Raw genomic sequence first — 17,494 nt, 5'->3', positions numbered from 1 at the left:
TTGTGCAACCTTGGTTATCAAATGATTTACCCAAAATAGGCCGTTTGATAATTTACCACCCAACTTTCACCATAAAGGATTGTTCGCTATGAAGAATATTAAGGACTGGCCATTGAGCCCATTGGCCGCAGTTGTCGCATCCGCCCTACTAATAACAGGTTGTGATGGTGACGACGGCAGCGATGGCATCAACTCGTTGGTCTCCCAAACGGAACTGGGCACTGGCACGCAGTGTACATTCGGCGGTATTCGAGTGGACAGCGGTTTAGACAATAACCGTAACAACGTGTTAGATGCTGATGAGATTGATGCCACCAACTACCTTTGTGAAGATGGCTTCTGGCTGCAACTGCTCCACTTTGCCGATGTGGATGGCAACGAGGCAACGGCACTGGATACGGTCGACGAATTCTCAGCCCTAGTAAACGGATTTAAGAACGACGCCAAATACGGCCAAGATACCCTCATGGTCTCCTCAGGCGATAACGTGATCGCAGGGCCGCGCTGGTTTGCCGCGGAGGACAGTTCGGTTCGCGCCATTACCGGCAGTAATGAACCTGGCCACGTAGATCACTTGTGGATGAACGAGTTTGGGGTTATCGCCACCGCACTGGGTAACCACGAATTAGACCAAGGGCCTGGTGAATTGGCCGATGCCATCTCTAGCGAATCACGTAATGGCGTCACCTTCCCTGGAACTCAATTCCCCATCCTTGCGGCAAACGTTGATTTTAGTGGTGATGAAGATTTTGCACCGCGAATTGGCATGGATGGCGATGACGCTCGCCAGATGGCCGGTCAGGTCGCCGGTAGCGCCGTTGTACGTATCGGCAATGAGATGGTTGGTATTGTTGGTGCATCCACGCCGGATCTGCCAAATATCACCTCAACCGGTGATCTGGTGTTATCCGGAAGCACCGACGATATTTCTAAACTGGCCGAAGCACTTCAGCCAACCATCGATGCATTAACCGAGACCGGCGTGAATAAGATCGTCGTTCTAGCGCACATGCAACAGATCAGCATTGAGAAAGAGCTCGCTAAAGCGCTTTCCGGAGTCGATATTATTGTTGCCGGTGGCTCTAATACTCGCATGGGTGATAGTAACGATACGCTTTTCCCCGGTGATAATGAGTTCGCCGAAACCTACCCGTTCCAAACTCAAGATGCTGATGGCAATCCAACTTTGGTTGTTAACGTAGACGGTGATTATAAGTACTTAGGTCGCTTGGTCGTTGGCTTCGATGAGCAAGGACATGTAATTCCAGGCAGCCTAGACGAAGCGGTGAACGGTGCATATGCCTCTACTGACGCCAACGTCACCGCCGTAGAGGGGGTTAAAAATCAACGCGTAATTGACACTCGCGATGCAGTTCAAGCGGTGATCTCCAACCAGTTTAACAACGTCATTGGCCATACCGACGTTTATCTGGAAGGCCGCCGAGGTCAAGTTCGTACCGAGGAAACTAACCTAGGTAATCTAACTTCCGATGCCATGATCGCCTACGCCGAAAATTGCTCAGAGCTGACTAATGTACTTGCCCTTCGTAATGGCGGCGGCATTCGCGCTGAGATCGGTAACGCAGTAACTACGGGTGTAGAAACTGAGTTCTTCCCTCCATTTAACGATGGTGTGGATGCAGAGGCAGGAGACGTCAGTGAAGGTCATATGCGCGGCACCTTGCGCTTTGATAACGGCTTGGTGGTGGTTGATGTCACCGGTGCCCAGCTTAAAGCATTGCTTGAACATGGCGTGGCAGCCACCGCTGATGGTGCAACCCCGGGGCAATTCCCTCAAGTGGGCGGCATCTCCTTCGGTTTTGACCCTAGCCTACCAGCTGGCGCTCGTGTGACCGACCTTTGGGTTGATACTGGCACCGACAACGTGCCAGATACGGCGCTGTACACCGCTGGCGTTGCACAAGCTGCGGCGGCCAATACCTATCAGGTGGTGACATTGAACTTCCTCGCCAACGGCGGTGATGATTACCCATTTGACGTGCAGTCGAGCAATCGCAGACAGATCTACGCCAACGTTGGCTTCGGTGATCCAGAAGATGGTGATGGCACCCCAGACTTCCCAGTGTTAAGTTCTTGCGACTTTGGCATGCAGTCTGAGTTTAGTTACACCGGGGGTGAGCAAGACGCGGTAGCTGAGTACTTCATGGCGAATTTCCCTGATGAGACTAAGCCATATACCGCAGCGGAAACTTCTATGGCAGAAGACCGCCGCGTTCAAAACCTAAGCGTGATTGATAGCTTCGTTAACCCGTAAGGCTATCTCTCATAAACAAAGCCCCATGTTGGAGTAAGTCCTACATGGGGCCTTTATGTTATGAGTCTAACTCAGCCTGATATTCCTGTAAGAATCGCTGCATCAAGGAGGTTTGATCATCTGCTGCCACGCCCCAACTTTGATAATCAACCTGCTCTAAGGTGACGCGATTATCGCCATCTGAGTCTCTATCTTCAGGTAGAACCAAAGTCACACTGCCTAAGCCATTTTCATCTAATTCACCTAACTCAATGGCTGCGCTTGCCAATAACTGATCCAGCTCGTTCTGGTTCTCTGGTTCAAGCAGATCGTTAAAGCTCAGTTCGATATCAACATCTATCGAATCCAAAGCACTGATTTCGGTATTGTTGATGTTCGATATTGCCGTGAAATCCAGCGTTTGCTCCCCTGCTTCGGCGTCCGACAGGTACAGGCTTCCCAATAGATCTGGATCGATGAGGTAACTGCCATCGTTCTGCTGGTCACCTACGTCATTGCCTTCACTGTCGGTGAGACGACCAGACTCAAGGCCACTGACTCGAACGCTAAGTTCATCCTGATCGGGATTAACTAGGTCAACATCTACGTCCAGCTTAATCAGTTCGCCGGTTAATGCTGAGATCTCACCGGCGACATCAATGGTTGGCATGTCCGCTTGGGCAGCAATGTCTAGCTCAATAGACCGAGTGACCTCAGCCCCTTGTGCCGTGGTCACTCCCTCTGACTTATCCAGCGCCACAGCAGTAACTAGCAAACTGCCCTGACCAAAACCATCGCCGCTGTTAAAACCGATCTCATCTAAAATTGTTTGACTGTTTGTGGCCTCAGTTTCTAGCACCACCAGCCACACACCATTAACCAAACTCAGTGGGTATTGGATGCCGTTGTAGACTACGAAAGGCTTTTCGCCATCTTGAGCAATCAAGGTTGAATCGCTCTGGGGATCCAAACTAAAGGTGAGTCTTGCGGTTTCTGAGGTGTCTGACTCATCAAAATAGCGATCCGATGAAGATAGGTTTAGGTCGATATACAACTGCTCTCCCTCATTACCGGAGGCCGAAATATCGCCATCAATGATCAGCTCATCCGCCTGGGGGGCGATGGTTAAGGTGAATTGACTCAAATCCGTGGCAAACTCGCTCAGCGTTGGCTCTTTGCTTACCGCTTTCAGCGTAATCTCGAATTCACCGCTTAAGTCCGGCGGTGGTAACACCGTGATATCGGGCAGATTGCCATCGGCATCGAGGAGATCTAAGGGTATTTGCCAGATGCCGTCGCCATTGTAATTAAGCGGCGTGCCGGCGGCGCTCAAAAAGCTCTCATCGGGCAGCCCTTCCAACACTAATGATAAAGTCTCGTCACTATCATTTAGCTTGGCGCTGAGCCCAGATAAGGTAATAGTGCCATCCTCGGTTCCGGAGGCATCTTGGCTGGTGAGCATTGCCCCGTTATTAATCGGGTCTACCCATATCTGTAGATTTCTACTACTCACCAAGCTGTCACTGCCGATATTATTGGAGTCAAGCACTGCAACCTCAACTCGAATATTGAGGTTATCGTGCAGACCAGGCTCGCTCCTAAAGGTGAGCGAATCGATTCTGGCGGCAAACTCGGAGTCGGTTTCAGAATCACCTTTAATCAGTTGATACACACCGTTATTGAGCGTTAGGCCATCCCCAAACAGGGTAACTCCAGCTTGAGGGGTTAAACTGACGGTTGTGATTTGCTCTGACCCATCTTGGTCGCTGAGATTTAGGTTTAAGCCAAGGGCAAAGGTGTCATTGTCTTGTGCATTTTCGCTTTCTGTGCCGGTGCCGCTGATAGCAAAAGTCGCCAGATTATCCGCAACAGGAAGCAGTTCGATGACCAGAGTATCTTGAGGCAACTCACCGCCGGCTTCGGTGCGAGTACGCCCGCTTGTTGGATCAGTAATGATCACCGTTAGATCGATCTCCACCCGCCCCGATTGATGTTCTGCCAATGACACACTTACATCACCAAGATCCTCCTGATGAATAATGTAGGCCTCTATTTCAAGCTGCTCATTCCACACCTCGATTACTGGCCCAAGCAATGAAGCGCCATCTGGCAGTTCATCAGCTTCAATGCGAATCACCACCACATCATCAGCATCACCGCTGGCCTCCACATTAATGTGGCCAGATAACGATGCCGGATCTGGTGAGCCATCGCTTCTTACCCCATCTTCCGAGCCATCAACCACGCTGGTCACCACCGAGCCGGTATAACCGCCAACTATGCCGTTGCCGCCCAGAGGTGTGGTACCTGACGTTTCGACGCTAAAGTTTGCGCTTCTGACTTCCTGATCGCCAAGGTCGCTAACCACCGCCATCACTTCAATATCAAAAACTCCGTCTTGGGAAGCAATTAATCGCACACCAGCTAGGTCTCCTTGTTCAAGCAGCCATACGCCATTGCCAACATGAACGCCAAGAGGGTTGCCCAGCTCATCCTCCAGTGTCCACCCCTGTTGGCCGGGGACTGAGATGCGGTATTTCTCTACCACCTCTGAGCCATCGCTGTCTGTAGAGGTAAATTCGATATGTTCGCTTAGTTCGATAACGCCAAATGGCGCTGATGCCGCCGAAGTCGTGGGTGAAGTTAGGCGGGTATTTTCATCAGCATCGGAGCCGGTTCCATCCACACTTTCACCATCGACCTCACCCTGCCATGCAACCTGTATATCCAGCTCTACAGGCTCAGACGCATCGTTTCGGTAGCCATTTTGTTGGTCTGATATCTCGATCTGAATGTGGACGCTGCTTTGGCCGTCGGTCATCGACGGTGAGTCTGGGTCGATGGACAAGGTGCCACCGTTATCAATCACCGGAACCAACATCAGTTGGCCTGATTGTAAAAAGGCAGTGATGCCTTCATCGCCATCCGTTAATGACAGCAGCGTAGCGACAGAGGCTATTTCGGTAATCAAGTTGTCTTGATAGTAAAACGCAAAACCTTGGGGCGCCTGAAGCGAGGCATCCTGTACGGTTTCACTGCCGTCTCTGTCGGAAAGCCAGGCGTTGGTCATCCGGATAGATGCGCCGCCAGAAACCAGATTACCTCCATCTCCAACCTCGGCTTCCTGACCTGAGATGATAAAACTGGCATCTTGGGTATCAATCACTGGAGTGAAACTGACTTTTAACGGATTGTCGAAGGCGCCATTTCTGCCATCGGATTCAATCACTCTTGAGGTGATTATCAGCTCCATGTCGCCAGCAAAATCTTTCGGTGGTGTTAATTGATAGGTGCCCGCGGCCATATCGGCTTGGGTGATTTGATACACAGGTACTTGAACCGTTTGTCCATCTATTGTCATTGGCTCAAAGCCATAGATGTCTGGTTCATCGCCGTTGGCATCAACCAGTTTAAAGGCGGGATCGAGCTGACGGATTAAAAAGTTTACATACTCCGAGCCATCATCGTCGGCGTTAGACAGGCTGATGTTAAAGGTGAGAGGCATGTCTTCATCTGAAGTTGCCAGAAAGCGGCCGGTTGGTTGGCCTTGGGCATCGACTTCATTGGTAAAGCCATTGGTTTCGGCTAGCACCGTTGGGTCTATTTCACCTCGTAGATTAACCGTTAATGTCAGCACCTCTCCTCGGGACTCTTCAAACCCCGCAACGGGATCCAGTCCATCCTGAGTACGTTCACGAGCGATGGCTTGAAACTCAATCTGAACATCGTCAAAGGTTGCCGAACTGCGGTCTTCGTCAGGAAGGTAAGCAAGGTTTGATAACAGCTCAGCTGGGATTATAAACCCGTCTCCCTCGGCCTCTATGCCGGAAGGAAGAGGTTGATTATCGGACTGCAAAGAGGTTAGCGATAACCAATTCCCTTCGGAGTAATAGAGTATCTCACCGTTATCGCCATCGGTATTAACCTCCTGAACTCGAATAAAGAGATGTTCATCGCTATCGGGGCTTGAAGCGGAGATCTGATTGCCAATATCAATGAGGGCATCTTCATCCCCTTTGTAGAGTTGTTCAGTTTCACTGCTCCCGGAGCGGGTGAACTCTGTACTGGCATCGTCGACAACAGGGTACACATTTACGGTTACCTGCGCCGAGGTTTGAGATACATGAGTATGGATAGCATGATTACCCTGCTCAGTGGCAATAGCAGTAATGCCAAAGGTATATACCCCGGCATCGTGGGCATCGGGAAGTGCTGTGACTCGCTGTGCGTCTTCGGCGCTTAACTCCTGCCCCTGTACAATCTCTGCCCCATCAAGATAAAGGGTAATGCCATCTGGAATCGAATCGAAACGATAACTCAGCAGCTCCGAACCATCTTGGTCAACCAACTCAGCATAAATTCCGTCGCTGTTACTGAAACTATTAAACAAGCTGGCACCAAAATTTTCAGGGTCTTCAATAGTATCGATGCTGGTATCAATCCAATTGGGCGCATCGGCCACACTGGCGACGGAGATCGCTAAGTTGCCACTGTGACTGACGGTGCCATTTAAGTCGTCGGTAGTATCAATACTCACAGCAAGGTTTAGCGGACCATCGGCTGAGAAGTCGGAATAGTGCTCATCGGGACGAAATACCAGGCCATCAATGGTGACTATTGCTTCACCGTTAACTAAGGTTTGCGTTAGGTCCGAAGCCAAGATGCGGACGACCTCAGTGCCATCGACCATCTCCGGCACTAAGACGGCTCCATTTAATAATAATTGGCCCGTGCCGGCAGGAGGCAGTTGAATCATTAGGTCTTGATGGCTTTCGTTTTGGTCGAGATCCCCAAGGTTAAGCTCAAGGCTTAAGGCGATATCGCCGTTGTCTTCATTCCCCTGCGCCGGATCAACGCTGAAGCTAACCTCATTGTCCAATAGGTTCAGAGTGACACTGGCCCAACTTTGGTCGCCGTCGCCATCTTGAACTAGGTAATCAAAACTCAAAGTCAGCTCATCACTTGTTAGATGATCTAAATTGTTGTTCGCAACGAATTGCCAGCTGCCGTCACTCAACACGCTCAAATCCCCAAGAGGGGTGGTTAGAGATTGACTGAAACTGCTCATTGCACCGAAGGCATTGCCATCAAAACGGAACAGCACGATTTCAGCGCGATCCGCATCGGCTCCCAGTTGATCGTTATCAAGCAGGTTCTTACCTGTGACCGAACTTGCCGTTTGCCCTTCGGTCAGGCTTCCTAGATCATCATCAGCCGCCTGAATATCGGTGTCAGTAATGGAGATCTGCGGAGTCAGCGTAACTGAGTCGCCATCCGAATCGGCAACCAGAATAGGCAAAAGGAACTGAATGTCGCCACCGGTATGATCCAGGTTATCCATCAAGATCATCTGATAGCCACCAACGCCGTCAAAGGCTACTTTCATCACCTCAGAGTAACTACCATCATCTTCAAGGCGGCGAACGAGGTAGTCATCGCCACTTTCAATTACGCTTAAAGGATAACCATCAGAGCTGACGCCCGCTAAATTGCTCTCTAGGGCATCAGTATCAATGCTATAACGAACAAAGTCAGAGCCTTGTGTAAGCACTACCGTTCCAGCAATAACGGCTTGAGCTCCATTATTGACTTCCTGCTGTGCGCTGGGGTTTTGAGTGGATGCTTGTGGGTCTTGACCATCCAGTATCGACAAGCTGATTGCAGCGGTTACGCTGTCACCATCGCTGTCTTGTGCCTTTAAAGGTAATACCAGAACCACGGAGTCGCTGCCGTTGTGATCGATAAAGCTGTGCCATTCGATTTGATACGGTACCGAGGCCGTAGAGTTGGGTGCAATGGTTAAGTTTGAATCTAACTGACTCGGGCTTTCCAGTGTGAAGATGAGAGTTTGGCGATCGTTAAACTCACTGCCCCCTTCTACTGACCATGCTTGCCACTGTCCGTTAACCTCAAAAATGTGAACCGCTGAACCATCATGGGAAATGCCAGTAAGTTGCTGCCCTGAGGTGTAATCAAACTCGATATTGCTAATGGCGTCACTGGCCGTGGTGAGTGTTAAGCTGGCAAGGTTTCCAAGTTCTCCGGCTTGTGAATCATCAATGATTACCGAGCTATCGCCAAGATTGGGCTCGGTTAATTGGTGGCTGGTATCGCCAATGGTCAGCTCATCCACAGCACCATCAATTAGATTTACCTTAATGTGCTTGCTGGTGACATCACCGTCGGTATCGGAGTATCGAATTCGAAACTGCGCTTCTAGTTGATCTTGGTCTTGGTCGATTGGAAGATATTGCGTGACTGAATAACTCACTTCGCTGCCAGCACCCGCATCAGGCAAGGTATCCAAGGTCAGCTTTAACGCCAATTGGCCGTCGACCTTACCGACTAGAATTCGCCCGCTTGGATCAGCGCTCCAGTCAATACTGAACACCACCGCATCACCCCCAGAGGTGATGGCACTGTGGCCGCTACCATAGAATCGTAACGAATCAGGATTAACCTCATCAGAGTTGACCTTCACGGTAAAGGTGCCGCTGGCAGTAATTTCTGAGGACGTATCTAATCCACCCTCATCCAGCTCTGCGATGTCACCCTGACTAAAGCCCGCCTTACTGCCGTCTTTAAAGTTATGGGTCACGGCAATGGGCTGCTGCAGTGGGTCTCCATCGATATCCAAAATCTGCAGATCCAGATTGAATTGAATGTTGCCCCAGCGCTCTTTAACTGCACCGCCGGCAGTGTCTGCGGATTTGATGTGATCTAGCGGTGCAAGTAGCGTTGAGGTCATGGATACCGCAGGCCCATTGCCACCTGAGACAACTTGGTACTCCAGAGTCGCAACGATCTCATTAGTGCCAGCAATTTTAAGGGTGACCGAGGTATCGGTAATGTCAGCTTCAATCGCCCTGCCAAGGCTGGTAAGTTTGGACTCCAGCTCCGCTTTTAACTCAGTGGCGTCCTGCACTATGGATAAGGTCGATAGGTCGAGATCATCGCTTCCTACGTCGGTGATGGTTTTGGAACTGGTTTTTGTTACCGGGTAAGTGCTAGAGCCATTATTATCGAGATCCTTTTCTCGAATACTATGATCGATACTCTGGCCCCCCTGACGCACCTCACCATCGTTCACGCTCACGGTTAATTCAGCCCAATTGCTGTTATCACCATCGCTATCTAACAAACGATAATCCAACGAGATTGGCAGGCTAATATCATTAGGATGAAGCTGATTATCGTCGGCGTTTAGCTGCCAACCGCCATCGCTGGAGATAGATAAGCTGCCCCGAACCGTTTCAAGAGTGAGCGTTTGACCGGCACTAATTGCATATTCCACCGTTCCTGATTGGCTAGGCACAAGATCAAAACCTGCTATTCGTATTGCATCAATTTGGGCGGTATCCGTACCTAATTTGTCATTATCGATTACGTTTCCGGTAACGACCTGCCCTTCGATAACGGAATCCGAATTGTCCAAAGCTTGTGGTGAAGCATCGACGACGACCACACTGGTCGTGGTCGCCACGCTGTCGTTATCATGATCAAAGGCAACGACAGAGACAGGAAGATTAATGAGATCGGAGTTTAGATGGTCAAGCCCCAGATGAGAGATAGCGGAGAGCTCACCACTCGTTGAGCCATCTTGCTGCAGGCTGAACTGGCTAATTTGATATTCAATAACCAGCTCACCGGCCTGATTGAACAATTTGAGACTCTGCCCTGATGGGCTTAATTGCACATTGTTTAGGTCGATCGCCGATCCCTGTGCCGTGGGTAGCGCATTTCCAAATGCCTGTTGAAACGCCAATATTGTTTGCTCTGCTGACAGCTCAACTCGCGTTATAGGATCGCTACCTGGATCAAAGACTAAGGTTTGTGACTGGATAGCAAAGCCATTTTGCTCATCAACCTGCCCAGCAAAAAGGCCACTGCTACTGGCGTTAAAGATTGGTGGTGAACCATCGGTGACATTCTGTAGCAACTGCATGCTACTGCTGTCACCATCACCATCTTTAACCACAACGGTTATCGCTTCCTGAAGCTGCTCCTGCAAACCGTGATCAAGCCCAGAGTTGGCCTGATATTGGTAGTTTCCATCGGCATCGACCCACACCTCACCATACTGGGTCGAAATACGGTGCATGTTAAATCCAGGATGGGTGCTATCAAGAATTAAATTCGATGCATCAAGCTCTTGACCATTGACGCTGAAGACCTGACCACCATCCATATTAAACTCAGAGTCACTTAGGATGTTGTGGATCTGGGTTGTTTCACCTTCTACCACTGAATCCAGATCTATCGGCGAAGCCACTACGCCCGCATCGGTGATGACAATAGAAGCAATGGTGCTCACACTGTCATTGTCGGTATCCCTAGCGCTCAATTGAATGGGAAGGGAAAGCATATCGCCACTTTGATGGTCGAGGGGAGCCAGCAACGTTGTCGAAATGGACGCAATAAGGTCGCCATTGGGTTGCGATTGAGGTGCGCCGATTTGAATCTGGACAATAGGAACGCCGGATTCCGTAAACAACGTCATCATTGAGCCAACAACCAACGTTGCCTCAGTATCAATTGCCTCTCCTCCACTTGAGACATTGAGCTGACCTAATAACTGCTTGGTTGCTTCCTCATCGAACTCTAAACTGCCAGCCAACAACTCATCTGAGCCCCGAGAAATGGTTAGCCATTGACTGTCAAACTGTGTATCGGCTTCATCAACAGCTAAAGAAGTTTGCGACGCAGTCGGTGCATAGCCATCCGTCACCGTTAAGGTTAAGTTCCCATTGCCGATATCACCGTCGGAGTCGTTGGCTTCAAATGGCACAATTACTGACAAGGGCGTTTCCGGATTACCATGATCCAAGTTGTCGTCAGCTACAAAGTCGTAATTGCCATCGGCGTCCACATACAAGGTGCCGTTTTCGATATCGATTTCGACCTTGCCATCAAAAAGGCCACCAACAATGGGGGTAAGCAAAGACAGGGTTAAGCCATTAACCTTGGTGACTTCTCCGGCGCCATCGCCACCAAAGTTCGAATTATCCAGCAAGTTGCCGGACACCACTACGCCCCCTGCCACTTCATTTACCTGATTGCTGCTATCAGAAATGCTTGGGCCATCATCGTTTACAGTGAGATTCGCGGTAAGGGTAATGGGATCGTTGTCGGTATCGCTGCCACTCAGTGCAATTGGAATCGCAATGGAATCTGAGCTTGCGCCGATATGATCCAGCGGCGCCAGTTGGTTGATGCTAATGGGCACGCTGGCATCGCCGCTGCCATCAGCAACCGCAGTACCCAAAGTTAACTCAAACACCGGATTACTGTCGCTATCTAAAATAGTTAGCGTGCTGCCCACCAAACTTAGGTTACTGCCATCGATGGCATTGCCAGCGGAGCTTAAACCCATTCCGGCAAGCTCACTGGCAATGGAAATTAGATCAAATTGGAAGCTGGTCAGGTCGACCTCATCTGAGCCTCGCTCAATCTGCAGCGTCGCGCTGTCGCTAGAAATTCCAGACTGAGTATCTGCATCATAGGTCTCTAAGGAGACTGCCGAGCTTGTCGCGCCGTCACCATCATGGATGGTGATAGACAACTGGCCGCCATCGCTGTCGCCATCAAAATCGGCGATCACGAACGGCAGGTTGAGCACGATTGGCGCTTGCGGGTCGCCGTGGTCTAGGTTATCTAGCGCTTCAAAGTGATACTGACCATCTAGGGCAAGGTAGAGGCTGCCCTCTGGCAGGTTAAACTCGTAGTAACCGTCATAATTGCCACCACTAATCGGTGACAAGGTGTCCAAGGCCACGCCGTTAAACTCAGTTAACTGCCCTGCACCATCAGGCCCGAACACATCTACATCAAACAGATAGCCACTGTCACTGTTGCCGCCTTCGGCTTCCGTGAGCTCGATATTGGTGTCGGTAACTTGGGGGCCACTGTCGGTGATGGTGAGATTGAGCGGCAGTGCAATGACGTCATTATCGCTGTCGCTTATCTGCAGGGTGATGGGCAGTGACAGCGCATCGCTGGATAGCTCATGATCCAGTGGCCCTTGCTGGGTAACGGTAACCGGAATGTCCAGATTACCGCCATTATCGGAGGCGGCGCCCAGTTTGATGGTCAATATCGGATTGTTGTTGGCATCGGCGATGCTCAAGGTATTGCCACTGACCGCAATGGCGTTGAGATCCAGAGGAATGCCGCCAGAGCTTAAGTTAAGTGCCGCCAAATCAGACTTGATGGTCTCAAGGTCAAAACCAAGGCTTGCCGGATCAAGGGCATCAGAGCCACGACTTACGGTTACCGTTTGACTATCAACGCTGCCGACATCGCTGGTGGTAAAGTCGGTAGTCACCGCAGTTGGCGCTGCGCCATCCGTCACGGTTAAGGTTAAGGTGGCCCCTTCATAGTCGTAATCTGAGTCTCGAGCTACAAAGGGCACGTTAACTGACAGCGATACTTCTGGATCGCCGTGATTCAGGTTGTCATCCGCCACAAAGTCGTAATTACCATCGGCATCCACATACAGGGTGCCATTTTCGATATCGATTTCGACCTTGCCATCATAGGCACCGCCAACAATGGGCGTAAGCAAAGACAGGGTTACACCATTAACCTTGGTAACCTCCCCAGCGCCATCGCCGCCAAAGCTCGAATTATCCAGCAAGTTGCCAGACACGACAGATCCGCCTGCGGCTTCAGTAACCTGATTGCTGCTGTCTTCGATGGTTGGGCCATCATCATTAACGGTGAGGTTGGCGGTAAGCGCAATGGGGTCGTTGTCGATATCGCTGCCACTCAGTGCGATTGGAATCGTGATGGAATCCGAGTTTGCGCCGATATGATCCAGCGCTGCCAGTTGGTTGATGCTAATGGGCACGCTGGCATCGCCGCTGCCATCAGCAACCGCAGTACCCAAAGTTAACTCAAACACCGGATTACTGTCGCTATCTAAAATAGTTAGCGTGCTGCCCACCAAACTTAGGTTACTGCCATCGATGGCATTGCCAGCGGAGCTTAAACCCATTCCGGCAAGCTCACTGGCAATGGAAATTAGATCAAACTGGAAGCTGGTCAGGTCGACCTCATCTGAGCCTCGCTGAATCTGCAGCGTCGCACTGGCGCTGGAAACGCCAACTTGAGTATCGGCATCATAGGTCTCTAAAGAGACAGCAGAGCTTGTCGCGCCGTCACCATCATGGATGGTAATAGACAACTGGCCACCATCGCTGTCGCCATCAAAATCGGTGATCACGAACGGCAGGTTGAGCACAATTGGCGCTTGCGGGTCGCCGTGGTCTAGGTTATCTAGCGCTTCAAAGTGATACTGACCATCACGAGCAACATAGAGACTGCCCTCTGGCAGGTTAAACTCGTAGTAACCGTCATAATTGCCGCCGCTTACCGGTGACAAGGTGTCCAACGCCACGCCATTAAACTCAGTTAATTGCCCAGAACCATCGGCACCATAATGTGTCGCATTTTGTGGGTCATTAATGAGCTGCCCCGAAACTAGTGCGACTCCCGCCTGCTCTGTGAGTTGAATGCTACTATCATTGACTGTCGGGCCATCGTCAGTAATGGTTAGCTCCAACGGCAATAATATGGTGTCGTTATCCGTATCACTGATATGTAACGTAATCGGAATCAACAGTTGATCACTGCCGACATTGTGATCAAGGGATTGATACTGAGATACTACTACCGGAACGCTAAGATCGCCGCCGTTATCTAAAGGCTCGCCCAAGGCAATGGTCAAGATTGGCGAGTTATCAGCGTCAATAATTGTCATCACATTGCCATCAATGCTGATGGCATCAATATCCAGCGCCACGCCGCCAGCAGTGAGGTTTAGGGAAGCCAGATCAGATTGTATTGACGAAATGTCAAACCCTAAGCTCGATGCATTCAATTGATCGGAGCCTCTAGCAATGGTGATCATTTGGCTATCTACAGCGCCGGCATCGAAGGTTTCAAATTCTGAGGTCGATGCAACGGGGGGCGCGCCATCTAGGACCGTCAGGGTCAAACTAGCTTGACCTGAGTCACCATCTGAATCTGTGGCTGTAAATGGCACTTGAATTGACAATGGCACTTCCGGGTCGCCATGGTTCAAGTTGTCATCAGCGACATAGTCGTAGTTTCCCTGACCGTCTACATACAAAGTGCCATTTTCAACATCAATCTCAACTTTTCCGTCAAAGGGGCCTCCAGAAATGGTTGAGCTTACCGTCAAATTCACCCCATTTACCGAAATTACGCCGCCAGCACCATCAGCGCCAAAGTCGGAGTTATCCAATAAATTGCCTGAAACCAACGCACCGCCCGCCAGCTCAGTAATCTGATTTTGGCTGTCCACAATGGTAGGGCCCGAATCCGTAACCTGGATAGTGGCAGGAATACTAATAAGATCGTTGTCCGTATCCGATGCCGAAATGAAAATATCAAAATCGAGCTGATCTAAACCCTCATCATGTTTCATGGCCATCAATTGCGACACTGAGATAGGCTGAATCCAGTCGCCTTCTGCGGTTTCCTCAGCTTGGCCGAGGGTAAATTCAAACACCACATTTCCAAGGGAATCAGACAGAACTAGAGCATCATCAACCACACTGATGCCATCAACAGTAATGGCGGCTTCGGTGCTACTGAGTCCAGCAGACGCGATCGCCGACATAATCGCATCGACATCAAACCCAATACTGTCGATGTCAATCTGATCCGAACCTCGCGCAATACGGATTTGAGCGAAATCACCGATCCCTTCGTCTGACGTGAAAAGCTCAATAGACTCTGCGCTAGGGCCCACACCATCTTGGATATTTACCGTCAGCGTTCCAAGCGCGCTGTCACCATCTCCGTCTTCAAATCGAAAATCGATGGCAAAGGCGATAAGTTGCTCCACCTCACCATGATCAAGGTTGTCTCTGACCTCCAAGTGATAGTTGCCCAGTTTGTCTACAAAAAGATCGCCCTGAGCAAACTCCATCAACGAAAAACCTGAATAAATGCCTTCGTCGACCACGGGGAGCGATCCAAAATCAACACCTTGAATCTCTACCAGCCCCCCAGCGCCATCAGCGCCTAAATCTCCATCAGTAAAAAGCTGACCAGATAGTGTGGCGCCCCCTTCCTTTTCCGTTATGGATTGAGTCTGCTCGACGTTAATTGGCTTTGAGTCAGATACATTGATCAATGCGCCAATACTGATTTGATCATGATCGCTATCGGATGCGCTGATAAAGAACGGAATTGAGATTAGGTCGCTGTTATTGACGTGATCTAAAGGCCCATATTGGGTCACAGTAATGGGCAGAATCGCATCCCCTTCAACTGCTATGGCGTCATTGAGCTTAATCCCTAAAATCGGTTGCCCAGACTGCCCCAAGAGCAGTAGCTCACCATTTCGAATTTCAGCATTTTCCAGTGCTAACGCTTCTCCACCGGAAGTTAAATCAAGCTTAGCAAGCTCCGTTAACGTTCTATCGAGGTCAAAACCGATGGCGTCCATATCTAAGGCGTCAGAACCACGCTCAATGGTTAGGTTCAAAGTTTGCTGCGAGCCGCCATCGGTGCTTTGAAAAGTGATGCTGTCAGCAGTGGGCGCTGCACCATCCTCAACACTTAACCTAAATGTTCCCTCGCCGGCATCGCCATCTCCATCTTCGGCAATAAATGGCAGTGAAAACTGCAATACGCTGTCCTGTAATTGATGGAAAAGATTGTCATTCACCAAGACCTGAAAATCACCACTTTGATTTACAAACAGAGTGCCAAATTCAGTTGCTATCTGAACGTAATCAGCAAGGGGCCCAGAACCAATGGGAGTGAGGCTTGAAAGTTCGACACCTAGAATCTCCGTCAGCTTGCCATTGGCATCGGCGCCAAAGCTTGAGTTCTCAAGTAGATTACCCGTTAAAGTCGCCCCACCTACGGTTTCAATAACGGCGCCAGAGGCGTCACTAATCGACGGTTGGCCGTCAATAACCGAAATTTGAGTTTCGGCGAGAACTGAGTCTCCATCACTATCTTGAGCGGTGACAAATATCGAGAATCTAAATTGATCACTCTGTTGCTGATGATCCAGGGGCTGTAGCTGACGAATCGACAGGGGAAGGTTTAGATTGCCCCCCTCATCTAAAGTCGGCACTCCAAGCTCAAACTGGAACAGCGCCTCGCCATTTTGATCCCGTACCGTTAACGTTGAGTCCATCAAATCAAGGCTGGGCTGAATTAACACGCCGTTTTGTGATAGTGCTAAGCCATTCAACTGACTTAAGATGGCTGGAAGGTCGAACGCGATGCTACCAAGGTCAAGCTCATCTGAGCCTCTCTCTATCAAAATGGTGACCGTATCGCCTTGGCCGTCATCACTGGTCACCCCTTGAGTAAGGGCTGCAGTTGCGTCAGAGCCCTCCTGCACTCCAAGGGTAACCGTTAAGCTTTGTACTTGACCGCTGGAATCTGTCGCTTGCAGCTCAAATTGGCGCAACAGAGTCTCAAGGCTACTGTGATCTTGATTATCTGGAGCGTCCAATATGAACTGTCCGTCAGGCTTGATGTAGAGATTGCCGATCTCTGTCGGTAGAAGATACCACCCCTGATACTCACCGCTTTGCGGCTGTTCCAAACTCTCAATTGGGGTGCCATTGATTCGATGAAGCGCATTAAAGCCAAAACCATTATCACTAAACAGGGTTGCTACGTTGCCTGAGATAGCTTGGCCTTCAATAATATAACCCGTTAGTGAATCATCAAAAATGGCCTGGGAGAGATCGCCGAAAAACGGTTGTTGGAGGTCATCACTATTGGCGTAGGCGGTATCGTAGCCAGCGCTCGCGATGGTTTGCTCGCGCTGGGCATAAATAAATGCTCCCTCTCCGTGCTCATGAGAGCCCACATCACTGATGGACTCTGCAGGTTCTAACACCTCTGTGGGATCTTTACCCTCAGCAAGCGCTTTTTGAAGCGAATCAAACAGCGTAGACATCCAAGCCTCGCTGCTTTGTGTCGGCTTAGGATGGATAACTTCGCCGATAGTGCAGTATTCACAGGCATTGACTTCGACCTCCTGCTCTTGCCCTTGATAAAGCAAAACTTTACTGCCTTCTGGAACCAGTACCTTATCACCAGGGGTGAGTACGCCCCCTTCGGCTAAGGGATACAGCTGCTTAGATTTCTCATCAATTGCGAATGCATCGCCTTTTACCGATTTAACGATTACCGGATCCATGTCGTCTCTCCCTGACGTTCACTAGTCACCCTCTAAAG

The 17,494-nt window shown here is 50.1% G+C and carries 2 protein-coding genes; one reads left to right on the top strand and one right to left on the bottom strand.

The genetic code is table 11. From position 1 onward, the window contains the following. The first annotated feature begins 88 nt into the window (after window positions 1–88). The gene (locus tag FCL42_RS03880) at window positions 89–2,275 is read left to right on the top strand and encodes a bifunctional metallophosphatase/5'-nucleotidase (RefSeq protein WP_136862069.1); all 2,187 of its coding nucleotides are present in this window, start codon (window positions 89–91) and stop codon (window positions 2,273–2,275) included. A gap of 58 nt (window positions 2,276–2,333) precedes the next feature. Here FCL42_RS03880 and FCL42_RS03875 read toward each other — a convergent pair whose 3' ends face one another. Continuing rightward, the gene (locus FCL42_RS03875) at window positions 2,334–17,456 is read right to left on the bottom strand and encodes a retention module-containing protein (RefSeq protein WP_136862068.1); all 15,123 of its coding nucleotides are present in this window, start codon (window positions 17,454–17,456) and stop codon (window positions 2,334–2,336) included. Between the last annotated feature and the right edge of the window lie 38 nt (window positions 17,457–17,494).

The sequence above is a fragment of the Ferrimonas aestuarii genome, assembly GCF_005116665.1.
Lineage (GTDB): Bacteria > Pseudomonadota > Gammaproteobacteria > Enterobacterales > Shewanellaceae > Ferrimonas > Ferrimonas aestuarii.
Note: the sequence above shows the minus strand (reverse complement) of the source record. Positions and strands in the feature narration are given on the sequence as shown.

What these genes read in the sequence shown, in the direction of transcription:
- FCL42_RS03880 (WP_136862069.1), top strand. Translation starts at nt 89, where the DNA reads ATGAAGAATATTAAGGACTGGCCATTGAGCCCATTGGCCGCAGTTGTC.
- FCL42_RS03875 (WP_136862068.1), bottom strand. Translation starts at nt 17,456, where the DNA reads ATGGATCCGGTAATCGTTAAATCGGTAAAAGGCGATGCATTCGCAATT.